Below are 23,921 nucleotides of genomic sequence, written 5' to 3' on the forward strand. Positions count from 1 at the left end.
TAGCGTGCGCCAAAGCGGCAGCAGAAGCGGCCTGATTTTATGAAATGAGGCCGAGGAGGGCCGCAGTCTATCATTGGAAGAGACCCACCACAGCCGCGCCGAGAAACGGCATGAGCATAACAGAACATGGGGGGCGACTGCCCTTCCCACCAGCGGAGCCGGCAGGTTTTGCTGCGCGGCGCGACGACTTTGTCCGAGGCAGGGGATGATGGCGTCGACTCCTGAAGCACCAGAACGCGTGCTGGCGACAGATCAGTGACGGTACTCGTCTCAAATGGACAAGACGGGCTGATATCCATGACGGTGTCCAGATTTTGACCCCCATGCTCGCCTTTGCCGTCGAGCCTTTTTTGGTCGAAGTGCACAGTTGCGCCCTTGTCGCAAAGGACAGATAAGCTCGCGTTCGCCGGAACCGCGGAGCCTAACGAGGGGCAGGTCGCCGCTTGCCGCCACGACGACCAGTCACACGGTCGCCGATCTCAAAAAATCTCGCGTAAGGTCCGCCTGCAAAGTGGCGCCGCAACTCTTCGAAATTCTCTATCGTTTGGTTCAGGGGGCGAGCTTCCTGGCGCTTAAGGATGGCTTCACCAGGGAGCCCAACAAGCGGTGGAACTTCCAGAAAATCCCAGATCGGTGCCAAGCACGTGAACGGCTCGCTAAGAAGGCTTTCATACTCGACCACATGCAAGTTGGTGGACCCAAAGGAGCGCGCGACGCGATCGTGGAATTCGTCGGCGCTCTTGAAGTAAGCCTCGCAGCAGGCGATTCCCAGTTTCACGGATGGAGCGGCGTCGTTGTCCGAACTGAACTTCAGCCACTGGCGGGTCTGCCTCGCCTGTGTCAGCGATCGCAGCGATTCCAACGTGTTTTTGCGGATCAGGAGGATCACCTTGAGGCCTGGCCAACGGGCAAGCTTCGCAAAAAAGCTCGGACGCTCGTTGAACTGAGGTTCGTTGATCTTGCAACCAACGCGCGTCGCCTTCTTGTTGGTTCCGTTGGGGTAACGCAAGTAGGCAAGCTCAAGAAGCGCGCCATCGCTGCCTGCCAAGCGATCCTTATCGACCCAATTCGTATCGTAAGTGTTGAGCAACTCACCGTTGCTCAGTACGTTCGGGTGCTCGTTCAGCAATTCTTCCAGGTAGTGCGTGCCCGTCCTAGGCATCGCAAGGATCACAAATGGGCCAGGCGACGGCACGGGTCGGGTCATTGCGTGTCTCCGATCAATATTGCTGATGATAGTCGTGTTGACCAAGTGGATAGAATCTTGGATGAAACGGTGCAGCAGGCCTCACACTTTCGGTGCCTTTGCGTCTGGCGTTCAGAAGTCCCCAGGGGTTTCGAGAGAAACGTGGCGAGTTCGACGTGGTTGGCAAGCTCCGTCGATCATTCCCGCCGAACTAGGAAGGCGGATCGAATCACTTCCCCCTGCTGCTTGGCCGGGGCCCGCGTCACGCGATCCAACCAGAAAGTTTGGGATGCGTGGGCAGCTTTGCCCAGTGTCCTAAACCGCTCACGGGGAGCTTTTGTTGTGGGCGCGCCATGCCCATCGGCTGAGCACCTCGGGAGCCAGGCAAAGTGAACAGGCATGATATGTGCTTTCGCGATTGACATTTTTCTATGCAGGTCCTCATACAAGGCGTAAAATCAATTGTTTTGATGCATCCCATCCACGCTATGGATAACTAACAAGTGCGCTTCAAGGGCCTTGATCTAAACCTTCTCGTCGTGCTTGACGCGTTGATGAACAAGCGCAACCTCACCGCTGCCGCACGCAGCATCAATCTGAGCCAGCCTGCCATGAGCGCGGCTGTCGACCGGTTGCGCGACTTTTTCCGCGACGAGCTATTTACGATGAGGGGCCGCGAACTTGTCCCCACTCCGCGCGCGGAAGACCTCGCCCCCGTGGTCCGCGAGGCACTGCTTCACATCCAGCTCTCAATTATTTCCCGGGACAGGTTCAACCCAGTTCAGTCGGAGCGCCGGTTCAAAGTCAGCCTTTCCGATTTCATGACCCTTATATATTTTCAAAAGGTTGTAGAGCGTGTCGCGCGGGAAGCTCCCTCCGTCAGCTTCGAGGTCGTACCTCTCATGGACCACCCTGACGAGCTTCTCCGACGGGGTGAGATCGATTTTCTAATTCTTCCGGACGTGTTCATGTCGAGCGAGCATCCCAGAGCAGCACTGTTTGAGGACACGCTCGTGTGCGTCGGCTGCGCCACGAACAAGCATTTATCGCGTCCGCTTACGTTTGAGCGATACATGTCCATGGGGCACGTCACTGTCAAGTTCGGGCGTACGCGGCAGCCCTCCATCGAAGAATGGTTTTTGCTCGAGCACGGCCGCAAGAGGCGTATCGAGGTGGTGGTGCAGGGCTTTGGCATGGTTCCCGCTATGCTATCAGGCACGGAGCGGATAGCGACCCTACCCTTACGGTTGGTCGAATATTTCGCACCATTGATACCGCTGAAGATCGTTGATCTTCCGCTGCCGCTTCCCCCACTCGCGGAGACCGTGCAATGGCCTGCCATTCACAACAGCGATTCGGCGAGCATCTGGATGCGGGACATATTACTCCAGGAAGCGTCCCGCATGGCTCCGCCGCACAAGATCGCGAAGGTCTGAACGTTCCTCAAGTGGATTGCCGAGACTTTAGCGTGCGGCGGCCCCATTCGACTGGTATCGTCACGCCGCGACCTCTCTCGCGCAATCTACCGTCGCTTTCGCCAAGTTTGTCGGACCGCCCCTTGGGCGACCTCTGGGTTTTGCGGCACCAACGCGTCGCCAAGGCGCAGAGGCGCCGCAAATGACAGGTCAGCTATGCTGCAGGCGCTGATCCAAAATCGGCTCCGTCTCAATCGTCATGCTGGACACCTGGTGACAGGCTCGAGCCAGCAAGCCGAGCCGCGGCTTCGCGTATCGGCATGTCAATGACTGTGACGGCGTATGCTGCGAGGAAACGGCGTTCGTTTTTGGTCAGCACCGACCCATCGATCAGCGCGAAATGTGGCCCGTCAGACCGCTTCATGATCTGCCGGGCGTAGGTGCGCAGCATCTGATCGTCGAAGCGGCAGCCGATGAAGAAAAAACCCCGATTGCTGCGCCGCTGCTTCACCTGATCAGGGATCGGCGTCTGGATATCGAGGTCTGTCAACGCTTCGACATAGTCGGAATCTGAGACCAGGAAGTTTGCCGCCGGCCTGACACTGCCGTGAGGCACATAGAGGACCGTCTCAACCGGGGGTACCACGTCGAGCTCGATCCCGGACAAATCGTAGGCCCTCGTCCAAATGTCCCCGATTTCGTTCGCCCGCGTCAGCCCTTGTATCTCGACGACATCCGTTCGGCCGGTCGCGACCAGGGCCGCGCGCATGGCGCCATCATACCAACTGTCGACGATGAGCGAGAGCGGCAGCGTGGCGAGCCAGGCGTGGAGGACCGTCGGCGCCGCCGGCGCGGCGAAAATCTCGGCCATCCAAGCCTGGAGCGTCCGGCGATGCCGGCGCTGCTCGATGAACTGCGCGACAGACCACATATTGGTGCGGATCTTGGATGGAGCCGGGGCGCGCTTGTTAAGTGCCTCAGCGACTGCTTCTGGAGTATCCGGTACAACGGGCTTTGCGCACCCGAGTTGGAGGAGACCCGGGCCAAGATAAGGAATGATCGCGTCGGCCGCGAGCGCTCCCTTGAGCAGATCAAGCCGCGTGTCTGCATGGCTGTCCCGAGTGATTAAAAGATGGCGCGGGAAAGTGTTCATGCTCGGTCCTCCTGGCTTCATGCCCGTCAACCCGCCGTCCTAATCCCCGTCGGATATTTTCCTGGCCTCAACGGTGATTGGCAGGCGCGTATCTCGCGGAAGGTCGGGCAGGACGAAGCGCCAGCCGTTCCTGAGTATGACGGCCCCGCCCCACAAGCCTTCGTTCTCAACCTGAACGATCGGCTCTTCGAGATCCTTCTTGGGAACATAGGCCGACAGGCCGTTGCCGGTCCTGCGGATCATCAACTTCATCCGGCTGCTCCCTTGCCAGGAGCAGACGTAATTTCCGCCCCGGCATTCTCGAGGCTCACCATTTCGCGCGCACGCATTCCCACGACCGTGCCACGGCCGATCCATTCGACAGCATATATGTAGAACTGCTGGAGAAAGGTGCCGATGTCACGCACGTACCCTTCGTCACCCTTCAACACCAGGCTTTCTCCGATCTCCCTGCCAGGGTAGGTACCGTCATTCTTGATGTGACGTGTGGCGCGGACCCGTTCACCGGGCATAAACCGTGGAGGCTTGCGGATTTCAACCTCGTGTTCGGGCCGAAGGGTCATGGCTGTTCTTCCTCTTCGCAGTTGAGGTTGGAACGAAGAACTCGAGGCGCCTCGCGAGCCGATCGGACGTCAGGCGGGTACGCAGGTCATCTCCACCGGACAGACCAAGGCGCATTGCTGTGCATCGAAGGTGTCCTTGCATTCGGTGCACTTCTCCGGGTCGATAACGTAGGCCTCGCCTTTGAATTTGATTGCACCGGAAGGACATTCGAACTCGCAGGCACCGCATTGGGTGCATTGGGATGCGATGATCTTGAACGCCATTTGTCGTCAACTCCTGGTCAGTTGATTGAGAGATGTCAGGCCGTCGCGGCCAATGGTTTGGCCCCAAACTCGGCGGCGTAGACCGTGCTGATCGCGGTCTCGACATGCTCATAGCCATAATCATCAATGGCCCGGATACCGGCTCCCCTGAGCTGAGCCTTCGGGCAATCCCCGATTTTGGCGCACAGCACGACGTCTATTCCTTCGAGGGCCGCGATCACGCCTTTTAGGGTGGCATCTTCGCCCCAGCCACCCAGGCAATATTGCTCGACCGTCCGATGCCCGACCAAGCGGATTCCTTGCGGCGAGGCCTCATAGAGCTGGAATTCTCTCGCGTGACCGAAGTGTGCGTTGACGCGGCCGCCGCCTTTGCTGGCCACGGCGATAAGAAGTGACTTGCCCGAACCCGCTCCTTTGACCAGCTTGGTCGCCTCGCTTTTAGCCGCCGCTCGATCGCCGCGCTCGCGCGCGACCACCTCGCGATAAACGTCGCGCCTGCTTGCGTCATAGGTGACCTCCTCGCAGATCCGGTCGAGGCTGAACTCCTGGCCACGATCGTCGCCCAGCAAGCCAACGGCATCGGCCCTGCACTGCCGGCAATGGCGCATTAATCTAGCGCCGCCCTCTAGACGATCTTGAAGAGCCTTCAGCTCCATCGCCTTTGGGCCTCGCTGCCCGGTCAGGCCGTAATGGGTGCCGTGCTCCGGGTTCGAAATCAGTGGCATGATGTTGTGCAGGAAGGCACCGCGCTCCTTGACCCATCTATTGACCTCGATCAGGTGCTCGTCGTTGACGCCTGGGATCATCACTGAATTGATCTTGGTCAGGATGCCGCGCGCCGTCAGCATTTCCAGGCCCAACATCTGCCGCTCGTTCAAGATCCGGGCGGCTTCGACCCCGGTGTAGCGGCGTTGCTTGTAAAAGATCCAAGGATAGATCCTCGCGCCAACTTCCGGGTCGACCATGTTGATGGTGATTGTCACGTGGTCGACATTCATGTCGCAAAGCTCGGCGACATGGTCCGGCAACGCCAGCCCGTTGGTGGAGATGCAAAGCTTGAGGTCGGGGATTTCGTTGACGATGCGTTTGAATGTGGCCTGTGTCTTGTTCCAGTCGAAGCAGGCGTCGCCCGGTCCAGCGATGCCGACCACGGAAAGCTGCGGTACTTGATTGGCGACCGCGATCACCTTGCGCACCGCCTGATCTGGCGTCAGCTTTTCCGAGACGACCCCAGGTCGGCTTTCGTTGGCACAGTCAAACTTGCGATTGCAGTAATTGCACTGAATGTTGCAGGCCGGGGCGACCGCCACGTGCATGCGCGCGAAATAATGGTGCGCCTCTTCTGAATAGCACGGATGGTCCTTGACCTTCTCCCAGATGGTCGGCTCCATGTCGCTAGGCCCGGCGGAGGATCCGCACGCTGACGATGCGCATCCAGCCGATTTCGCGGTGGTCTCGCGTTCAGGCGAAATCTTCGGTGTCGACATCGAATAGCTCTGTTCCTGGCTGACCTGCACTTCCAGCCGCAAGAGCTATGCCAACCACGAAAGGCGACGCTCACCCGAAATCTCGGCTTTTCGTGTCTGATTTATCAGCTTGCCTACGACCTGGATTTGTCGGGCTTCCGACATCGGAGAAGCGTGTGGGATCGCCACAGCGACCGTCTCTGGTCCGCACAGGGCGGGGGCACTTCCAAACTTCACATCATCCAGACGTTAGGCCTAGAATTTCTTCACCTCAATACCGTGCCGGCGTAGAGCATAGCCGACTTGCCGCGGCGTGAGACCGAGGAGACGAGCCGCCTTAGCCTGGACGGAGCCTGCCTTTTCCATGGCCTCGATCAGCCGGTCGCGTTCCGTCAGGCGCGGGCTGCCCATTGCGTGACAATTGGGATCGTTCCGATCGGCCGGCAGATGCGATCCTCGGTTCATCGTGCCACGAGCGAGATCGGCGACGGCGTTTGTGCCCTGAGAACAGCCGGCTCCTTTCCAGATGAGCGAAGAAAGACACTGGCCACTCCTGCAGGCGAAATCCGACTGACCTATCGTCTTCGACCGGGCAAGTGTCGCCGTCCTTCGAACGCAGTTTTCCAGCTCTCGGATGTTGCCAGGGAAGGGGCATTGCGAGATCACATCAAGCCCCGAGGATGCGAAGGTGAGATCGCGATTGTTCTCCTTGTCAAACCGATCGAGAAAGAATTCGGCAAGGAGTCGAATGTCTCCGGGGCGCTCCCTGAGCGGAGGCAACGCAATTGGTATCACACTGATGCGGTAATAAAGGTCGTCCCTGAACTCCCCATTCCGCACAGCGGTTTCAAGGTCCTTGTTGGTGGCGCATATAAGCCGGACATCGAACTTTAGCGTTCTGGTGCCGCCGACCCGCTCCAGTTCGCCTTCCTGCAAGACGCGCAGCAGCTTGGCTTGAAAGGAAGGAGAAATCTCGCCGATTTCATCAAGCAACAGGGTTCCGCCATGCGCCATTTCGAAACGGCCGGCGCGCTGCGCGATAGCCCCAGTAAAGGCGCCCTTTTCGTGCCCGAACAGTTCCGATTCCAGGACGGTTTCAGAGAGCGCGGCGCAGTTCAACCTGACGAAGGGCTTGTTCTTCCGAGGTGAGAATTGATGGATTGCCTCTGCGACGGCTTCCTTGCCGGTGCCGCTTTCCCCCCGCAGCAGCACGGGGGCATTCGTGCTTGCCACGACCGGGATCATTTCGAGCACCTGTATGAGCGCGGGACTCTCCCCCACGATACCGTCGATTTTGACGTGCGGATGCCGGTCACGATCCGTCCTTCCATCGCCGGGCGAGGGTTCCGGTTTCTCTTCGGTAAGCCGTTGACCCAACGTGCTCGGAAGGCGATCGAGATAGATGATTTGGCCGACGAGGATGGCGACCATGCTTAGGAAGCCCACGGCCTCGTCATTGCGGAAATTGATCGAGCCGTCCCCGACGCGGTCGATCCACAATGTTCCAAGGGTTTCATGCTGAGCTTTGAGGGGAACACCGATAAAGCTCACCGGCACAGTGTCGCCGCTCAAGGGCATCTGGGAATCAGCCTGAAATAGTTCCGACTTGCTGATATCCTGTTCGACCACCGGGATCCCCGTCGCGACGATTTGGTCTAATACGGCCTTCGGGATGGCTGATTGAAGTGGATAGACGCCGCCAGCAGTGACGACAAACCCCGACTCTCTGTCAGTCCCGGCGACAATGATTTCCCCATGACGCATTTGCACAAACGAGGAGAGTCGGGCTATGGCGTTGGCAAGCCTGGTCTCCAGCCTGAAGGGGGCGGTCAGGACCTTCGATATCTCGTAGATCCCCTCGAGCGGAAGATGCGCTCCGCGCCCGCTTTCGATGGTGTCGCCAGGCTCTGCATGATCGACTTCATCCCGCCGCGTGTAATCCATGGAAGTGCCTCCGAATTTGTCTGGGATGCACTCGCCAAGCACACCTTAAACTGAAGTTTCTAGAGATATCCCGAGCAATCATTACGAGATGCGGGTCGACTTGGGGCTTGCGGGTTGGCGCAAACAATCGGCGGGGCGGCGTATCGAGATCCTTGAAGCTTGCCGGACAGCACCGCCGATTATGTCGCAACCCCTTGTGAAAATTTCATCGCCGAGCGATGGCGAAGATAGCGCTGGCCACCAGGCATCTTCACCGCGCGCTCCTCAAAGCGGATTTGTGGACGTCCGCGAAGCGCCGGGCGAAGCAACCAGACAGCCCGGCCGCTCGGTCCGCCAGACCCAGCAAAAGCGCGTCAGAATCCGAACGTCCACAGTCAAAACCGGCAACGGCGTGCTTTAGAGCAGGTGCGAACTCAAACTGATCCGATATCACTGTGGCGGCATCCGGGCGCTCCTCGATTAAAGCTAAGCTGCTTCGCAAAACAACTTTCCCGATTTGGGAGCCGGATGCACTTCAACAATGCGAGAGGTGCGCTGCAACGCATAAGATGCGACAGGTTGCCGCAATTATAAGTTGCAACCTGGCTCACTCTGCTGCTGAATGCGTCAGCTATCCGAACTTAAAGAGGACACCGAAACCGCCGCGCGGATAGTTCCACGTGATCTCGCCACTCGCCTCGCACAGCACTCGGCATGTGCCGCACTCCATGCACCCGTCGGCTGCGATCTCAACTTGGCCCGTGGCGTTCAGCTCATAGCATTTGGCAGGGCAGATGCATGTCAACGCGAGCAGGCTCGCGCTCGGGCTTTGGTGAGGTCGCACCTTGATGTGGGGGCGCCCTGCATCGATGAGATAACGGTTTTGATATAGCTTGTCTTCGACACGTACGGCCGGCACTGCGATCGTCATCTTACTCTCCCTCAACGCCAGGCCAACGCCATGCGAAGCGCGTCGCCGACCAGCCCCCAGCGCGAACGCGCCTTGATGAACGCAGCAGTGGTCGCTTTTTCCTTATCGATTTTCGGAGTGCCGTCGACCCGCACGAGATTCTGCGCGGCCAGAGAAATCAGCTGCGGGTATGTCACAAAAAAGTTATGCGAGTTGGTGTGCAGCAGTGCCGGCATGTCCTTGTGTTTTCGCAAGTCCTTGAGGACAAACGACCTGTCCAGCATGGTTTTGTAAAGGACGAGGTTCCGCTTGCTCATCCGGGCGTTCCGGCTCTTGATGTCAACGATCGCCTCGCCTGCGATGCGGCCGGAGGTCATGGCGAGATTCGAACCCTCACGGTGAACCGCGTTGTTCAATTGCGCTGCATCTCCGACTGCGACCCAACCGTCGCCGAAGAGCGGCGGGATCGCCTTATAGCCACCTTCGGGAATAAGATGGGCGGCATATTCCTTCACCTCCGAGCCCGCTATCAGCGTTCGGACTGAGGGGTGGTTCTTGAATGCGTCGAGCAGGACGTAGGGGCTCTCCATCGTGGCGGCGAAATCGGAAACGAGACAACCAATGCCAAGTGAGATCGATTCCCTGTTCGTGTAGAGAAACGCGAGGCCCGTCATGCTGCGGGAGATGGTGCCTGCCGCCTCGATCACGCAGCCTTCATTGCCCTTGAGGCCGAAGCGCTGCTCGATCACCTCTTCGGGCAGGAAATGCATTTCCTTGACGGCGAGAGCCACGGTCTCTGGCCTTGGCGTTTCGCGCAGGCGCGACCGCGTGCCAAGCAGTCCGTTAACGCCTTCTGCGAGTACGACCACGTCCGCCAAGATCCTCTCGCCGGCTCTGTCGGTGCGAACGCCTATGACCTTGCCCGTGTTGTCGTATGCGAGCTCTGTCGCCGTCGTCTCGCACAGGAGGGTCGCGCCGGCCTCGCGCACCTTGCGCGAAAACCACTTGTCGAACTGGGCGCGGATGATTGTGTAACGGTTTGGCTTTGCCTCGTTGAAGTCGTCGGACCGATAGTGGATCCCAGTATGGGATGTATTGTCCATCATCCAGAAGCGCTGCTCGATCAGATGCCGCTCAAGAGGCGCGTCATCGCGAAAGTCCGGGATGATCTTCTCCAACATGTTTGCATACATGATGGCGCCCTGAACATTCTTGGAGCCCGGATACTCGCCGCGCTCCAGTTGCAGCACCTTCAGGCCGCAGCTTGCCATCGTGAAAGCAGCTGCGTTCCCGGCCATGCCGGCGCCAATGACGATAGCGTCGAACTTTTCCTCGACCATGGCCGTCTCCCTTAGCTCGCAAGCTTGTCGCGACTGTGCGGCGACAGTCGCCGGGTGAAGGCTTCCGTCAACGCCGGCAGGAAGCGGATCGCATCGGTGGCGATACCGATATGGGCGAAATCGAAAATCGGCGCGTTCGGATCGGTATTGATGGCCACGATCAGATCGGCGCTTTCAATGCCCACCCGGTGCTGGATGGCGCCGGAAATTCCGGCCGCGATGTAGAGCTTCGGTCTGATGGTCTTGCCAGTCTGGCCGATCTGCCGTTCAGCTGGCATCCAGCCCTTCTGGACCAGCGGGCGCGAACAGCCATATTCGGCGCCGAGCGTCCGCGCGAGCTTCGTGACGACCTGCAGGTTCTCCGCCCCGCCCAGACCGAGACCACCCGCGACCACGACATCGGCATAGGCCAGATTCGCCTTGACCGACTGCGCATCGGGCAAGAAGCCAAGGACCTTGGTGACGATCTCTTCTTCGAGCATCGACATCTTGTGTTGGACAACCTGCCCGACTGGCCTTTCCATACGCTGCGGCAACGCCATGACTCTCGGTCGCACTGTCGCCATCTGTGGCCGGCAATTGAGCGTATAAATGGTGCATAGCAACGAACCCCCGAAAGTCGGCCGGGTCGCGGCAAGCGAACCGTCAGGATCCACGTCAAGTTGGGTGCAGTCGGCCGTGAGCCCAGTCAGTAGGGTGGTCGCCACGGAGCCGGCAAGATCCCGGCCACGCATGGTGGCACCCAGAAGCAAAATCTCGGGTTTGTATTGATTGACCAAGTCAGTCATTGCCTTGGTGAAGGGCTCGTTGCGGTAGTCGGCGAGCAGCGGCGCCTCCACGATATAGACAAGGTCGGCACCATAGGCGAAGGCCTGGGCAACGGCATACCCGGAGGCCTCTCCCGGCGGTCCGAGCACGACTCCCGCAAGCTGCACACCGAGCTTGTCGGCCAGCTTACGGCCTTCCCCGAGCAGTTCGAAAGAAACCGGATGGACTTCGCCGCGCTCCAACTCGATGAAAACCCAGACGTGCCGGTAGTCCTTGAAACGCTCGGGCAAATCCTTCTTCATGCCGGCACGACCACTGGCGGCAGGCGGGGTTTCTTGATTCACAAGCGACATCCTAAGCTTCCTCGCCCCGAGCCACCCTCGAAGGCCAATTCGTGTTCCAGCGCCGGCTGGTGCGCGAAAATTGCGGCAATCAGCTCGTCGGCGAGATCTCGCAGCGCCTTGTCTGCAGTGTCGATTTGCACCGCCTTTTCTCCCCGGCTGGGCGGGGCGAACACACGCTTCACGACAGTTGGCGATCCGCGTAGGCCGCATTTGCCCAGGTCCCCGATACCAGCCTCGGCCGCACTCCACCTTACGATCTGGCTGCGCGCGGCGCGCAGAGCATCGTGCAGCGAGCCGCGACGGATCTCGTTGACACCTTCCAGCACCGTAATGAGGCAAGGAAGCTTGCTCTTCAGCATCTGCATGCCGCCTTCCGCGCGGCGCTCGACCGTGATCTCTCGCGCATCGAGATCAAGGGAGGCGATTCTCGCGACATAGGTGAGTTGCAGGAGATCGAGGCGCTTGGCGATGCCTGGCCCGACCTGGGCCGTGTCGCCGTCGATCGTTTGCTTGCCAGTGAAGACGATGTCTGGTGGGCCGAACATCTCGCCGATCTTGCCGATTGCCTGAGACAGAGCGAAGGAAGTCGCCAGGGTGTCGGAACCTGCAAAAAACCGGTCGGTCAGGAGCACGGCGCGGTCAGCGCCGTAGGTGAGCGCCTTGCGCAGCGCATCCTCTGCCATAGGCGGCCCCATGGTGAGCACGGTGACCTCGCCGCCGTCGATGTCGCGTAGTCTCAGTGCTGCTTCAAGGGCAAACAGATCGTATGGGTTGATGATAGTCGGCACACCCTGGCGCATGATGGTGTTCGTCACCGGGTGGACGCGTATCTGGGCGGAGTCCGGCACCTGTTTGATACAGACGACGATATGCATGCGGTCTCTCTGGCTTCTATCGGGATGCGGCTTGGTGGTTGACCTGCCTGCAAGCACCATTCGTACCAACCGTTAAGTATGGCGCCATAGCTTTGAGATGCGGCACTATGCTCCTGAGGCGTCTCCGTAGGAGGCGGGTTTGTGAGCTTCACGACATGTCCTGTGGCAAACGTGTCGCGTTCACTCCTTTCCGAACGGCTTCAGGACGGAATCGAACGGGACGAAGGGGCGGCCCGGCGTGGCGGGCCGATTTGGGTCGCGGTCTTTCAGCACCTTGAAGACTCGTTGCTTGAGTGGCGAGGAAGTCGCGAAGTCCTCATAGGCGCGTTCGAGTGTGGCGCGCGCGCGTGCGGCGATCACCTGGTCGGTGAGACCTGAGAAATCCTCTTCGGCAAGATATTGGCCCATGCGCTTCATGATGTGGAGCCGCGAGACATTGAGCACCTTCGGATCATAGAAGGTGCCAAGGGCCACGAAGAACTCCTCCGCAGCAGACAAGCCTTTCAGCCGCGTGAGAATGTCGGTGACGTCGACGATTGGCCTTTCGGTGGAACAGTGGCTCATTTGTAAACTCCTTGGTGATGATGGTCTCTCGGGCTCGGCTTCCTTCTCCACCAAAATCCGCATTCAAATCCCCTCGCCGTATCCGTTGCAGGCCGGGTAGGGGTCGCGCAGCTTCGCCACCAGTGCGGGCATGACCTCGAGCACCCGGTCGATATCCTTCCCGCTGTTGTAGCGCGACAAGGAGAAGCGGATTGCCCCTTGTGCAGCGCTGCCGGCAACGTTCATTGCTTTCAGGACATGGCTGAGCTCCTGCGAGCCGCAACTGCAGGCCGAGCCAGAGGAACAGGCGATGCCCTCGCGATCGAGAAGAAGCAGCAGGCCATCGGCTTCGATATTCTCGAAGGCGATGTTGGTCGTATTCGGGAGCCGATCCAGCGGATCGCCGGTCACGAAAGCGTGTGGAATGCGCTGGAGAAGCCCGCGCTCCAAGCTATCGCGGAGAGATCTTATCAGCTTGCTGTCCTCATCCATGAATTTCATGGCAAGTTCGGCTGCCTTGCCGAGCCCGACTATACCAGGGGTATTCTCTGTACCGGCGCGCCGGTTGCGCTCCTGGTGCCCCCCCTTGATCAGCGAACGGAAGCGCACGCCGCGCTTGACATAAAGCCCACCGATCCCTTTGGGGCCGTGCAGCTTGTGCCCGGAGAGCGACAGCATGTCGATTGCTGTTGATTTCAGGTCCATCGGGAGCTTACCGACCGCCTGCACCGCGTCCGTATGGAACAGGGCACCGACTTCCTTGGCCGATTTAGCAAGCTCCGCCGTAGGGAAAATCGTGCCGGTCTCATTGTTTGCCCACATGATCGAGACGATTGCCACGTCGCCGGTGAGGGCAGCCTGATAGGCGTCAACGTCGAGCCGGCCACGGCCATCCACCGGGATCTTGTGCACCTTGATGCCGCATGTCTTCTCAAGATGTTCGCAGAGCGCCAGCACGGCCGGATGCTCGACCGCGGAGATCACGATCTCTGTGCGGTTAGGCATCACCCCGAGCGCCGAAAGGATCGCCGCATTGTTGCTTTCCGTTCCGCCCGACGTGAAGGCGATTTCATCGTCGAATTGCGCGCCGATCAGCGCTTGCACCTGCTGACGCGCCTTTTTCATGGCCACGCTCACGGCAGCGCCAAATCCGTGCTTTGACGAAGGATTGCCGAACTGATCCATATACAGCGGCCGCATCGCCTCATAGACTTCAGGATACACTCGTGTGGTTGCGTTGTTGTCGAGATAGACCGGCCTCATGAAGCTCTCCTTGACTGACCGAAAACACGCGCTTTGGGCAAGACCCGGCCGTTGACGAGTCTCTCAGGCAATCAGCCGAAGGACTTCCCACAAGCGCATTTCTCCCGTGCTTTCGGGTTATCGAAGACAAAGCCAGAGGATTCGAAGCTCGTGACGAAATCGACCGTCATACCAGCGACATGGGGTTGCGAGCCTACGTCCACGAACACCCTCACGCCGTCTGTCTCGATGACCGCATCGCCCTCACGCGCAAGGCTTTCCAAGCCCATGAGATACTTCAGTCCCGCGCAGCCGCCTTCTTCGACCTTGATGCGCAGGCCTTCCGCAGGCTCGCTGCCTTGGGAAAGCGCGGTCCTCACCGCGGCGACAGCATTTTCGGTGAGCGTGATCATGGGACGCCTTTCTCCTCGAGTGCGCGATGCGTTCACCGATGTCGACGCATGTACCGTGCCAAGGAGAAAGTTGTTTTCTAAAACACTGCAATGTTGTTAGCCCGGCACGTCGCATGGCGTAAATCGTCGGATATCGCACAACATGCAGCCGATGCGATGGCGTGGGCAGGGCTTTTCCTGCGCCTCCGCTCTTCCTCTAGAAATGCTGGGCACCAAACAAACCGACTGTCGGATTTGTCGATCATCGCGTGTCCGCCAGCGTCCTCTTAGGCCCCTTCAAGTTATTGAATAACATGAGGATCTGTTCTGTCAGGTCTTTCGACGCAATTGGCATGGCTTTTGATGCTCCCTCGTCGCGAGGCGGCAGGAAAGCGACCGCCATTCATGTCACCCGTGACATCGCAACGAAAGAAGGACAACATCATGTCAGGTCTGCCTCAGATCCCCATTCAATGGGCCACGTGGCATTTATATTGGCCACCTCCCAAAACACGTTCGCCGCCATTGTCGATCTTCAGCAAAATATCTTGATCGTCAGCTGCGAGCCACCGGCCACTCCATCGGCACACCGTAGCTTCTGCGTCGACGTTTCGGAATCGCCCCGAGACCGGCAGCGAACTGGTTGACGTCGGGATAGCCGGGGGCGAGGCGACGACGATGGAGCCAACTGGTCTCAAGCGGACTGCGGGACGTCCTGCCCCGCAGTTTCCTCCATTGTTCATTTCAGTCTTCGCCTTGGAAGGTGTCGATTCCGATTTGGATGGCGACGCATGCCCGCCCGGCGACCCGCCGGTTGCAAGATCATTCCACCCAGAGGGGGCAACAACCTGCCGAAGCACTCGCGTCTTTAGCCGGGCCGAGCTCAGCCGTTTGCTTGCTCACCACACCAACGGCCGGGGACACACAAAGTGGAACGCCAACCTTGGGTAAACATCCTCCAGCAGGTTCTTGTTCCGGTCCGCCGCCCCCCTAGCTCACCAAAGCAGAAGCAACCAGATCTAGAAGTTGTGCCCGTGGACAGTCATGCTGATGGCGGGGCAACCGGTCCGAGGAATTCGCTCGCGCATGGGGCGGCGGCGGTTTGGGGCCGGGGCCTGAGCACGCTCACACGTATCACATGCATAAATTTGCGGCACCGGCGGCAGGTTGCCTTCGCGATTGGATCGACTTTCATCGCTGCAATTCTCCAATTGCTCATTCCTGAAGTGCTCGGTGGGGTTGTTGATCAGCTCCGGATCGGCGGTACGTTCGAACGAGCGCTTTGGGTATGGGGCCTCCTGCTGCTCGCACTCAGTGTGCTACGTGGCCTTTTCACATTGGCGCAGAACTACTTTGCCGAATCGGTCGGGCATCACTTCGCCTATGAGCTGCGTCTCGCCTGCTATGAGAAGATCCAGCGCCTCAGCTTCTCCTTTCATGACCGGGGGCATTCAGCCGATCTGATCACAGTCTGCATGCTCGATGTCGAAGGCGTGTGCTGGTATTTCTCCACAGCACTGGTCCGCGCCGTGCTACTGGCCATGCTAATCGGCATTGGCGCCTACATTCTGCTCTCCACCGATCTGGTGCTAGGTATTCTGGCGCTGAGCTTTGTTCCGTTCGTCGCTTGGCGCTCATCGCGCAGCCAGCTCACGCTGCGCGCCACCTGGTTCGAACTGCAAGGGCGGCTTGCGGTTCTAAGCCGCGTCATGGAGGAAAATCTCTGCGGCATTCGCGTTGTCCGCGCTTTTTCTGCGCAGGCGTACGAGATGCTGAAGTTCGATCGAGCGTCCAAGAGTGCGCTCGCACTTTCCCAAGAACGCGTGGACATCCAAGCGCGCAACACTGCGGCGATGACCTTCTCCTTCTTTTTTGCCATGGGGCTGGTCCTCTGGATTGGCGGCAACGAGGTCATCGACGATCACATCAGCGTCGGAACGCTCATGACGTTCCTGTCATTGATGACCGTCCTGCAAATGCCGGTCCGCCAAATCGGGCTGATGGTCAACGCCTTCGCTCGCGCTTCGACATGCGGTTCGCGCCTGTTCGGCTTCCTCGACCTGGACATCACGATCAAGGATGCCCCCCTCGCTAGCCCCCTCGAGATTAGCGAGGGCACTGTGCGTTTTGAGAATGTCTCGTTCGCCTACCCTGGCGCCGAAAACCGCCAGATCCTGCGGAACATCAGTTTTCAGGCCCGCAGAGGCGAGACCGTCGCTATCGTCGGTCCACCCGGCTCGGGCAAGTCGACAATCGCTCACTTGATCCCGCGTTTTTACGATGTCACCGGCGGCACCATCACAGTTGATGGGCAAGATGTCCGCAACATTACCCTTTCCTCGCTTCGCAGGGCGGTCGCGGTCGTGCAGCAAGATCCGTTCTTGTTCACCACAACGGTCGAGAACAACATCGCTTATGGAGACCCCTGGGCCAACGAACCGCGGATCGAACGCGCAAGCCAATCCGCCCAGCTGCACAATTACATCCTGGGCCTGCCCGCTCGCTACAAGACAGTCGTGGGCGAACGTGGCGTTTCCCTCTCGGGCGGCCAGCGCCAGCGTCTCACAATTGCCCGCGCGATAATGTTGCGTCCATCAGTCATTGTTTTTGACGACTCGACCGCAGCGGTCGACGCCGCTACCGAACAGCGCATTCGCTCCGCCATGCGCCGTTTCGCCAAAGACCGCGTGACGATAATCATTTCCCACCGGCTGTCTTCCGTCATGCACGCCGATCAAATTCTTTTCGTTGAAAATGGCGAGATCGTCGAACGTGGCACTCACGAAGAGCTTCTGGTCAAGGGAGGGCGCTACCAGGCCCTTCACAATCTCCAGACGCGCCCACGCGATGACAACGGCGCGAACTGATGTCCCAGATCGTCGAAGGTGAAAGCGAACGCAACGATATCCGCGACGGCATGCGTCCGCCGCGCGCTGTCGTCGGCTCGCATCGGATCGAAGATGAGGTGTTCGGACAGGCTTTTGACAAGAACATTGTCCGGCGGATCTGGGCATTCGTTGAACCTTACCGGATCAAGGCTGTTATCGCCGTTGTCGCAGTCCTGATCTGCACCGGCGTGCAGCTTCTCATCCCGCTGATCATCCGCTACGCGGTCGAGCACGCCACAAGCCGCGATCGCTCTGCGCTGCTTGCGGCCGCTGGCGCCTTTTTTCTCGCGATTCTGGCCAATTACGCTGCCAGCAACATGCAACAGAGCGTGATCGGCAAGATTGTCGAGGGTGTGCTCTTCGACATTCGACGCGCCATGTTCGGCCATCTGCAGAAGGTATCGCTTTCCTTTATGGACCAGACCGAGGTCGGACGTCTGATGTCGCGACTCCAGGGCGATGTCAGTTCAATCCAAGAATTTCTCGAGACATCAGTGCTTTCGGTGGGCGATATCGCACTTCTTTCCGGCATCGTCGTCGTTATGCTGTGGCTGGACCTATGGTTGGCGCTGCTTACGCTTTCGGTCTTGCCAGTCCTCTTCATGGTCCGCATCTTCTGGCTGCCGGGCGCCCGCACTGCCTTCATGGCAGCGACTGAGACCAATTCGGCCGCCAATGGCGCGCTGGCCGAGGCCATTCATGGCGTGCGGGCCGTCCAATCCATGGATCGCCAGCAGGTCAATTTTGTCCTATATGACGACAAGGCCCGTGCCAACCTCAAGACCCAACTGACAGCGGCCAAATACGCCCAGATCATGGTACCGATCGTCGATACCCTCACAGGCCTTGCCATGGCCGCCATCGTCGTGGGCGGTTCAAAGGTCGTGAACGACCGCATTGATGTGGGCGTGACGATAGCATTCTTGTTTTATATCCAGCGCTTCTTCGACCCGATCCGGTCGCTCACGCTGCAGTATTCTGTCATGCAACGCGCAATGGCCTCCGGCAAACGGTTGACAGAGGTGCTCGACCTGGACATCGAGATTCATGACAAGCCGGACGCCAAGGCGCTTTCGCCGCAGATGGACGGTTCGGTCGAATTCAGGAATGTCACTTTCGGCTACGATCCCGAACATCCGGTGCTGAAAAACATTTCCTTGAAGATCAGCCCCGGCGAGACGGTCGCCCTGGTCGGCCCAACGGGTTCGGGCAAATCGAGCGTCATGGCGCTCGTTCACCGCTTCTATGATGTGCAGCGCGGCCAAGTGCTGGTCGGTGGACATGATGTGCGCGACCTGACCCAGGATTCGCTCGGACGGCAGGTCGCCATGGTCCTGCAGGAGCCGTTCCTCTTCACGGGGACGGTCTTCGACAACATCCGCTACCATAGGACGGACGCGACGCGCGACCAGGTCATCGAAGCCGCCAAAGCTGTCGGCGCCCATAACTTCATTGTGAACCTGGCCGGCGGCTACGACACCCCTCTGGGCGAGCGCGGCGGCAATCTCTCGCTCGGTCAGCGCCAGCTCATCAGTTTCGCACGCGCTCTCGTTGCCGATGCCAAGATCCTCGTCCTCGACGAGGCGACCGCCAATATCGACAGCTTCACGGAAATGCTGATCCAGAAGGCTCTGACAAAGCTTCTTGAAGGCCGCACTGGCTTGGTGATTGCCCACCGTCTTGCCACGATCCGCAATGTCGACCACATCATCGTGCTGCAGAACGGAGAGGTGATCGAAACCGGCAACCACGATCAGCTGATGGCCATGGGCGGACACTACTTCAAAATGTACAACCTCAATTATGCGTCGTTCGACACCCTTCCCGAGGAGCATCCCGGTGTCACCGCGCAAAGGGGGGAACAGACTTGATGCCGTGGGCAGCTGTCACGCGGATTGCCAGGAACTGGTCAGCGGGGGAGCGAACGCACGCCGGGTGACTGACCTCGGCCGGACAAACGCCACAGCCACCTCTCACCAATCAAGAACGCCATCGACGTGGATGGTGAAGCTTTCGCCGCTGACGAGCGGGCAGATTTGATCAAGGCTAGCCACGCTTCTCCCGGCGCCGTTGCACGGAGGAGGGGATGTTCATTGCCTCCCGGTATTTCATGACGGTGCGGCGAGCAAGGTCGATGCCGTTTTCCCTCAGCCGCACGGCAATGTCCTCATCGGAAAGCACGGCTTCTTCCGCGGCGATCATCGCCTTGATCTGATGGCGAACGGCTTCGGCGGAGTGGGGGGCGCCGCCTTCGCAAGAGCCGATCGCGACGGTGAAGAAATACTTCATTTCGAACACGCCACGCGGCGTGAGCATGTACTTGTTCGACGTCACCCGGCTGACAGTCGACTCATGCATATTGATTGCTTCGGCGACGGTTTTAAGATTGAGGGGCCGCAGATAGTCCACGCCATGTCTCAAAAAGGCATCCTGCTGGTGGACAATTTCAGCGGCCACCTTGAGGATCGTCCTGGCGCGCTGATCGAGGCTGCGGACGAGCCAGTTCGCGTTCTCCAGGCATTCGTTTAGGAATGTCTGATCCTTCGGGTTTTGGGCGGTAAGCCCGGACACCTCGGCGAAATAGCTATGGTTGACCAGCACCCTGGGCAACGTGTCAGGATCAAGTTCGACATTCCATCCACCTTCGGCGGATGGCTGGACCCACACATCGGGTACAATGGATTCCAGTCCCCCTGATTGGAATCGATGACCAGGCTTGGGATCGAGCGCACACAGTTCGTGCCGCATGTCTAGAAGGTCCTCATCATCGACCCCGCAGAGCCGCTTCAATGCCTTGAAGTCACGGTCAGCAACCATCTGCAGATTGTCGACCAGAGTTGCCATGGCTGGATCGAACCGGTCTTTTTGGCGCAACTGTATTTCCAGGCACTCGCCGAGGCCCCGCGCGAATATCCCCGGTGGGTCAAAAAGCTGCAAGGTTGCTAGAACCCTTTCCACAACAGCCACCGGGAGGTTTAGCATTTCCGCTAGCTCCAAAAGGTCCACCTGAAGATAGCCGGCGTCGTCCAGATGACTGGCAAGCGCGCCGGCAATCATCCGCTCCTGTGGGTTGAACGCGGTGAGGGCGATCTGGCGGGCGACATGTTCGTGCAGTGTTTCGGGATTGGCGACAAACGTTTCCGCGGAAAGGTTTTCCCCGAGCCCGACAGCGGGTGTGTCACGCGTTGACTTCTGTTGCCTTAGCCGCTCCGAAGACTCCGCCCTGAGAGGCCTATCAACAACGGTTTCGCGTTCGCCGCTGAGCGGGTCCTCCCCCAAAATCGGCGAGCCATCAGCCTCACTGTCGTTTGTGGTCATCTCCAAAAAGGGGTTCTTCTCGACTTCCTGCTCTACGAATTGACGCAGTTCCGTGTGCGCCAGTTGCAGCAAGCGAATCGACTCAATGAGTTGAGGTGTGAGGACCAGAGATTGCTTCTGGCTCTGAAGCAGACTTGCTGAAGGCTTCATGATTACCGCAACGCCTCTGGTCTGTGCGCAACTGGTCCTGAGACGTTGACTCCACCAGGCCATACAGCGGCCGTGGTTTTAACGCCCCTCAGGATGCCAAGAATGTTCTGCGGTGACGAGACGCCATAGGGGTCGGTTTCGCAGTTATCGGAGAAACCTTCCTCCTCGAACCATTGCTCCACGACACCATCGTTGATGAGTGCAGCGTAACGCCAGGAGCGCATACCGAAGCCGACATTGTCCTTGGCCACCAGCATACCCATCTTGCGCGTAAACTCGCCCGAGCCGTCCGGAATGAGCTGAACCTTCCTCAGCCCCAAGGCCTTGCCCCACGCATTCATGACGAAGACGTCATTGACCGAGACGCAGTAGATCGCCTCAACTCCCTCTTTCTCGAACTCATCATAGAGCTCTTCAAAATCCGGCACTTGGTAAATCGAGCAAGTCGGCGTGAAGGCCCCAGGCAGCGAGAAAAGGATGACGCGCTTGCCTCTGAAATAGTCGTCGGATGTGTTGTCATCCCAACGGTATGGATTCGGCCCGCCAATAGAGTCATCTCGAATACGCGTGCGAAAGGTTACCAACGGAATCTTATTTTTCACGATCATCAAGGTTGCTCCTCAAAAAAGGGAAACGGGTGCGGTACTTCGGTGTTGGGACGACACAACGCCGACCGCCAACCGGGCATGAGTATGAAGGCCATGGGCGTTCCCAATCCGGGGAGCCCTGGTTCCTGCTCTTCGGCATCCGACAACAGCAATGTGGTTGACCTGGATGCTCTGGCACGCCTTCGGCGGCCATGCCGTTGGAGGGGAAACCGATGAGGAACGGTTGGTCCTCGCGCAAAAGGTGCCGGTTCCGTCACGTCAACATGGATGTCGCGACGGACACAGCGATATCCATCGAAAGCAACAACCTCTTGACCGGCATGGTCGCCACGCTCCAATTGAATCGTCCGGCGGACTCTCAAACCGCCGCAAACGTCCGCCGATCTCTGAACGCACCGGAAATGTGTTGCCTCACGGTCAATAACGGCGGTGGCGCGCAAAGCGCGCGCAGCCGGCGGCATAGCGAAATGCGCAGGATGCAGGCCGCATCCACATTGCCATTGGGCTTGCAGCAAGGCTCATCTCCTTAGTCCGTGAAGCGTTTGCGGATATCGACGCATTTACCGTGCCAAGGGGGAAATCGTTTCTGAAACAAGCTGGCGGTTCCAATATGCCTTGTCGCATGTCGGACATCGGACAAGGGCAGTCGGATGGCTCGGGCAATTCCGCGTCTGCTGCGCAGAATCCTGTCCACCATTCCTGAGGATGCTGAAACGGACACCGCAGTGTCGGGTTTGTCGAATTGGTTATGCTCGTGTCGTCCGCTTCTTGCCGCGCTCCCAATAAGGTCACGAGAAATGCCTTCTAGGGTTCCCGTTGTGTCGTTGGCGCCCCAGTTGGCACGCCGTTTGAATCCGTCACCACGAGCGGTAGGACGCAGGCTTTCCAAGTCGCGGATGACGTCGCCACCGAGGGACGAAGCAGGGAAGCAAAATGTCAGGTCAGTCTCAGGGCATTGTTAGGAAACCGGGCCTCACTGGCGGAGTTCGAACGCCCTATCGGCCTGATCGGCTTCTACACCAATACGCGCCTGGCGCCGTTCAATGGCCTTCGATTGATCCGGCGGTCAGGTTCGATGAACATGTCCTTGCGTGCGTCCTCTCAAGAGCGCTCGAGGAGATCGATGCCGGCGAGGCGACTGCGACACAGGCAACCGGCCTTTCGCGCGCCGAACTGCGTGATGTCCTGACCGACCGTCTCCCGCATGTCCCTTCCAGTGCCTTCGCCTTGGAAGAGGCGACCGACGTCGAGCCGGAGATGGAGGAACAATTGCTCCGCGACCTGCTGCTGGCGCAGGCCCGGCCGGAAGACCCGGCGAGCGCCCAGTTTGCCAAAATCATCGCTCGGCGCGCCATGCGCGATGACCATCTCTGGCAGGATCTTGGCCTTTTCAACCGGGCCGAACTCAGCCGCTTGCTCGCCACGCATTTCCCGACACTGGCAGCCGGCAACACCAAGAACATGAAATGGAAGAAATACCTGTACCGTATGCTCTGCGAGGCTGATGGCTTTTCAATATGCACCGCGCCCAGTTGCCGCCAATGCAATGATTTCGAAAGCTGCTTTGGCTCCGAAGAAGACGAAAGCGGCCTTGCGCGGATCCGGGAACGACATCGGTCTGAATGAAAGCCGCTTCCTTCAGAGCTACGCCGCCAGCGGTTGCTGGGAGAGGGAGGTTCATCCCTTCGCACTTTTTGTGACGGTGCGCTCGAGCGGGAGGCCGAACCCCATACGGCCCCAAGGAGGCGTCAGATGAAGAAAAGCGAAGCTGCGAGCAATCCTGTTCCAGGTCATATCCCGCCCGAACTGGTAAGGGACTTCAGCCTGTTCACGTCGCCTGGGATGCCACCCACGGCCAACGGGGATCCCCACGCAGCCGTGGCCTGCGTCCATACCGGGCCGCCGATCTTTTACGCCCCACACAACACGCGCGATGGCCGGGGTACCTGGGTCATCACGCGCGCCAGAGACCAGCGTAGCGTGCTGCAGGACACCGAAACCTTTTCCAGCTACCGCAGCATCTTCGCCTCCGCGCTCGGCGAAAACTGGCCGATGATCCCACTCGAACTCGACCCACCGGCTCATGGCAAATTTCGTTCACTCCTCAACCACTGTTTTCGCCCCAGCGGGTAAGAGCGCTGGAACCCGCTATCCGGGAGCGGGCGACCGTACTCATCGACAGGATCGCCGCCTCGGACACAAGCTGCGATGTTATGAAGGATTTCGCCTTCCCTTTCGCGGTCAACATCTTTCTTCGCTTTCTCGGGCTGTCCGACGACCGACTCGACATATTCGTCGGCTGGGGGAAGGATCTCCTCCACGGTGAGGCTGTCCGCTGCGGCCGCTATTGCGATCTATTTCAGAAGCGGGAAGGGGCATGGCGGATTGCCGAACGGACGGTGGTCTACGATTGGCTGGAGGAGCAGATCCCGCCGGCGGGCTTCGAGCCAGAGCGGTTCGGGCCCCGGCAGCCGATCGGAGCACCGCATCCAGTCGACCCGGTCTACGCGCTCACCACGCGCCGCGGCCGAGGCAAAAGACTGTGACTGTGGTGCGATGTCCCAGCCCCTCTC

General features: G+C 59.2%; 20 protein-coding genes and 2 pseudogenes. 6 read left to right on the forward strand and 16 right to left on the reverse strand.

Annotated features, from left to right (window positions below; genetic code table 11):
* Positions 1–421: 421 nt before the first annotated feature.
* Positions 422–1,207, reverse strand: a complete 786-nt coding sequence (locus ACWGS8_RS32510) for a sulfotransferase (protein WP_454584774.1) — start codon at positions 1,205–1,207, stop codon at positions 422–424.
* 482 nt (positions 1,208–1,689) lie between these two features.
* Here ACWGS8_RS32510 and ACWGS8_RS32515 point away from each other — a divergent pair, with 482 nt between their 5' ends.
* Positions 1,690–2,622 (forward strand): LysR family transcriptional regulator, encoded by a 933-nt coding sequence (locus tag ACWGS8_RS32515; protein WP_454584775.1) that lies wholly within the window; start codon positions 1,690–1,692, stop codon positions 2,620–2,622.
* Between the two features lie 229 nt (positions 2,623–2,851).
* Here the strand turns inward: ACWGS8_RS32515 and ACWGS8_RS32520 are convergent, their stop codons facing one another.
* From ACWGS8_RS32520 to ACWGS8_RS32580, 13 genes are all read right to left on the reverse strand, one after another.
* Positions 2,852–3,754 carry an SIR2 family NAD-dependent protein deacylase gene (locus ACWGS8_RS32520; RefSeq protein WP_454584776.1) on the reverse strand — a complete coding sequence of 301 codons (903 nt, stop codon included), beginning with the start codon at positions 3,752–3,754 and terminating at the stop codon, positions 2,852–2,854.
* A gap of 39 nt (positions 3,755–3,793) precedes the next feature.
* Entirely contained in the window at positions 3,794–4,006 is a 213-nt protein-coding gene (nifT, locus tag ACWGS8_RS32525) for a putative nitrogen fixation protein NifT (RefSeq protein ID WP_454584777.1), read from the reverse strand.
* A complete protein-coding gene (locus ACWGS8_RS32530; RefSeq protein ID WP_454584778.1) occupies positions 4,003–4,317 on the reverse strand; it encodes a nitrogen fixation protein NifZ in 315 nt (104 codons plus the stop codon). Before ACWGS8_RS32530 ends, nifT begins: the two co-directional genes overlap by 4 nt.
* A 69-nt stretch (positions 4,318–4,386) precedes the next feature.
* Positions 4,387–4,581 carry a 4Fe-4S binding protein gene (locus ACWGS8_RS32535; RefSeq protein WP_454584779.1) on the reverse strand — a complete coding sequence of 65 codons (195 nt, stop codon included), beginning with the start codon at positions 4,579–4,581 and terminating at the stop codon, positions 4,387–4,389.
* A 35-nt stretch (positions 4,582–4,616) separates the two neighbouring features.
* Entirely contained in the window at positions 4,617–6,068 is a 1,452-nt protein-coding gene (nifB, locus tag ACWGS8_RS32540) for a nitrogenase cofactor biosynthesis protein NifB (protein WP_454584819.1), read from the reverse strand.
* Between the two features lie 234 nt (positions 6,069–6,302).
* Entirely contained in the window at positions 6,303–7,991 is a 1,689-nt protein-coding gene (nifA, locus tag ACWGS8_RS32545; RefSeq protein ID WP_454584780.1) for a nif-specific transcriptional activator NifA, read from the reverse strand.
* Between the two features lie 610 nt (positions 7,992–8,601).
* Positions 8,602–8,901 (reverse strand): ferredoxin family protein, encoded by a 300-nt coding sequence (locus tag ACWGS8_RS32550; RefSeq protein ID WP_454584781.1) that lies wholly within the window; start codon positions 8,899–8,901, stop codon positions 8,602–8,604.
* An 11-nt stretch (positions 8,902–8,912) separates the two neighbouring features.
* Positions 8,913–10,220, reverse strand: a complete 1,308-nt coding sequence (locus tag ACWGS8_RS32555) for an FAD-dependent oxidoreductase (RefSeq protein WP_454584782.1) — start codon at positions 10,218–10,220, stop codon at positions 8,913–8,915.
* An 11-nt stretch (positions 10,221–10,231) separates the two neighbouring features.
* On the reverse strand, positions 10,232–11,341 hold the full coding sequence (locus ACWGS8_RS32560; protein WP_454584783.1) for an electron transfer flavoprotein subunit alpha/FixB family protein: 1,110 nt from the start codon (positions 11,339–11,341) through the stop codon (positions 10,232–10,234).
* A complete protein-coding gene (locus ACWGS8_RS32565) occupies positions 11,329–12,207 on the reverse strand; it encodes an electron transfer flavoprotein subunit beta/FixA family protein (protein ID WP_454584784.1) in 879 nt (292 codons plus the stop codon). The genes ACWGS8_RS32560 and ACWGS8_RS32565 overlap by 13 nt, the downstream gene beginning before the upstream one ends.
* A 180-nt stretch (positions 12,208–12,387) precedes the next feature.
* Positions 12,388–12,771 (reverse strand): nitrogenase stabilizing/protective protein NifW, encoded by a 384-nt coding sequence (nifW, locus tag ACWGS8_RS32570; RefSeq protein WP_454584820.1) that lies wholly within the window; start codon positions 12,769–12,771, stop codon positions 12,388–12,390.
* Positions 12,772–12,834: 63 nt separating this feature from the next.
* The gene (gene nifS, locus ACWGS8_RS32575) at positions 12,835–14,013 is read right to left on the reverse strand and encodes a cysteine desulfurase NifS (protein WP_454584785.1); all 1,179 of its coding nucleotides are present in this window, start codon (positions 14,011–14,013) and stop codon (positions 12,835–12,837) included.
* A 71-nt stretch (positions 14,014–14,084) separates the two neighbouring features.
* Positions 14,085–14,405, reverse strand: coding sequence for an iron-sulfur cluster assembly accessory protein (locus ACWGS8_RS32580; protein ID WP_454584786.1), 321 nt, complete (start codon positions 14,403–14,405; stop codon positions 14,085–14,087).
* Positions 14,406–15,418: 1,013 nt separating this feature from the next.
* Here ACWGS8_RS32580 and ACWGS8_RS32585 point away from each other — a divergent pair.
* Both ACWGS8_RS32585 and ACWGS8_RS32590 read left to right on the forward strand, forming a co-directional pair.
* Positions 15,419–17,251: an ABC transporter ATP-binding protein gene (locus ACWGS8_RS32585; protein ID WP_454584787.1), complete on the forward strand. Its 1,833-nt coding sequence runs from the start codon at positions 15,419–15,421 to the stop codon at positions 17,249–17,251.
* The gene (locus ACWGS8_RS32590) at positions 17,251–19,143 is read left to right on the forward strand and encodes an ABC transporter ATP-binding protein (protein ID WP_454584788.1); all 1,893 of its coding nucleotides are present in this window, start codon (positions 17,251–17,253) and stop codon (positions 19,141–19,143) included. The genes ACWGS8_RS32585 and ACWGS8_RS32590 overlap by 1 nt, the downstream gene beginning before the upstream one ends.
* A 175-nt stretch (positions 19,144–19,318) precedes the next feature.
* Here the strand turns inward: ACWGS8_RS32590 and rpoN are convergent, their stop codons facing one another.
* Both rpoN and ACWGS8_RS32600 read right to left on the reverse strand, forming a co-directional pair.
* The gene (gene rpoN, locus ACWGS8_RS32595; protein WP_454584789.1) at positions 19,319–20,740 is read right to left on the reverse strand and encodes an RNA polymerase factor sigma-54; all 1,422 of its coding nucleotides are present in this window, start codon (positions 20,738–20,740) and stop codon (positions 19,319–19,321) included.
* 2 nt (positions 20,741–20,742) lie between these two features.
* Positions 20,743–21,348, reverse strand: coding sequence for a redoxin family protein (locus ACWGS8_RS32600; protein WP_454584790.1), 606 nt, complete (start codon positions 21,346–21,348; stop codon positions 20,743–20,745).
* 933 nt (positions 21,349–22,281) lie between these two features.
* Between ACWGS8_RS32600 and ACWGS8_RS32605 the strand changes: the two genes are divergently transcribed.
* The 3 genes and pseudogenes from ACWGS8_RS32605 to ACWGS8_RS32615 all read left to right on the forward strand — a co-directional run.
* Positions 22,282–22,974, forward strand: coding sequence for a nitrogen fixation protein NifQ (locus ACWGS8_RS32605; protein ID WP_454584791.1), 693 nt, complete (start codon positions 22,282–22,284; stop codon positions 22,972–22,974).
* Between the two features lie 126 nt (positions 22,975–23,100).
* Positions 23,101–23,684: pseudogene (locus ACWGS8_RS32610) on the forward strand (cytochrome P450); the annotation flags it as partial.
* Positions 23,682–23,894: pseudogene (locus tag ACWGS8_RS32615) on the forward strand (nuclear transport factor 2 family protein); the annotation flags it as partial. The pseudogenes ACWGS8_RS32610 and ACWGS8_RS32615, both read left to right, overlap by 3 nt.
* Positions 23,895–23,921: the final 27 nt, after the last annotated feature.

Source organism: Mesorhizobium sp. 43Arga (assembly GCF_053714255.1).

Excerpts from the sequence above, each read along its gene's own strand:
- ACWGS8_RS32530 (WP_454584778.1), bottom strand. The coding sequence starts at position 4,317 with ATGACCCTTCGGCCCGAACACGAGGTTGAAATCCGCAAGCCTCCACGG.
- nifT (WP_454584777.1), bottom strand. The coding sequence starts at position 4,006 with ATGAAGTTGATGATCCGCAGGACCGGCAACGGCCTGTCGGCCTATGTT.
- nifW (WP_454584820.1), bottom strand. The coding sequence starts at position 12,771 with ATGAGCCACTGTTCCACCGAAAGGCCAATCGTCGACGTCACCGACATT.
- ACWGS8_RS32605 (WP_454584791.1), top strand. The coding sequence starts at position 22,282 with ATGTCAGGTCAGTCTCAGGGCATTGTTAGGAAACCGGGCCTCACTGGC.
- nifS (WP_454584785.1), bottom strand. The coding sequence starts at position 14,013 with ATGAGGCCGGTCTATCTCGACAACAACGCAACCACACGAGTGTATCCT.
- ACWGS8_RS32565 (WP_454584784.1), bottom strand. The coding sequence starts at position 12,207 with ATGCATATCGTCGTCTGTATCAAACAGGTGCCGGACTCCGCCCAGATA.
- ACWGS8_RS32520 (WP_454584776.1), bottom strand. The coding sequence starts at position 3,754 with ATGAACACTTTCCCGCGCCATCTTTTAATCACTCGGGACAGCCATGCA.
- nifB (WP_454584819.1), bottom strand. The coding sequence starts at position 6,068 with ATGTCGACACCGAAGATTTCGCCTGAACGCGAGACCACCGCGAAATCG.
- nifA (WP_454584780.1), bottom strand. The coding sequence starts at position 7,991 with ATGGATTACACGCGGCGGGATGAAGTCGATCATGCAGAGCCTGGCGAC.
- ACWGS8_RS32535 (WP_454584779.1), bottom strand. The coding sequence starts at position 4,581 with ATGGCGTTCAAGATCATCGCATCCCAATGCACCCAATGCGGTGCCTGC.
- ACWGS8_RS32555 (WP_454584782.1), bottom strand. The coding sequence starts at position 10,220 with ATGGTCGAGGAAAAGTTCGACGCTATCGTCATTGGCGCCGGCATGGCC.
- ACWGS8_RS32580 (WP_454584786.1), bottom strand. The coding sequence starts at position 14,405 with ATGATCACGCTCACCGAAAATGCTGTCGCCGCGGTGAGGACCGCGCTT.
- ACWGS8_RS32590 (WP_454584788.1), top strand. The coding sequence starts at position 17,251 with ATGTCCCAGATCGTCGAAGGTGAAAGCGAACGCAACGATATCCGCGAC.
- ACWGS8_RS32560 (WP_454584783.1), bottom strand. The coding sequence starts at position 11,341 with ATGTCGCTTGTGAATCAAGAAACCCCGCCTGCCGCCAGTGGTCGTGCC.
- rpoN (WP_454584789.1), bottom strand. The coding sequence starts at position 20,740 with ATGAAGCCTTCAGCAAGTCTGCTTCAGAGCCAGAAGCAATCTCTGGTC.
- ACWGS8_RS32510 (WP_454584774.1), bottom strand. The coding sequence starts at position 1,207 with ATGACCCGACCCGTGCCGTCGCCTGGCCCATTTGTGATCCTTGCGATG.
- ACWGS8_RS32600 (WP_454584790.1), bottom strand. The coding sequence starts at position 21,348 with ATGATCGTGAAAAATAAGATTCCGTTGGTAACCTTTCGCACGCGTATT.
- ACWGS8_RS32550 (WP_454584781.1), bottom strand. The coding sequence starts at position 8,901 with ATGACGATCGCAGTGCCGGCCGTACGTGTCGAAGACAAGCTATATCAA.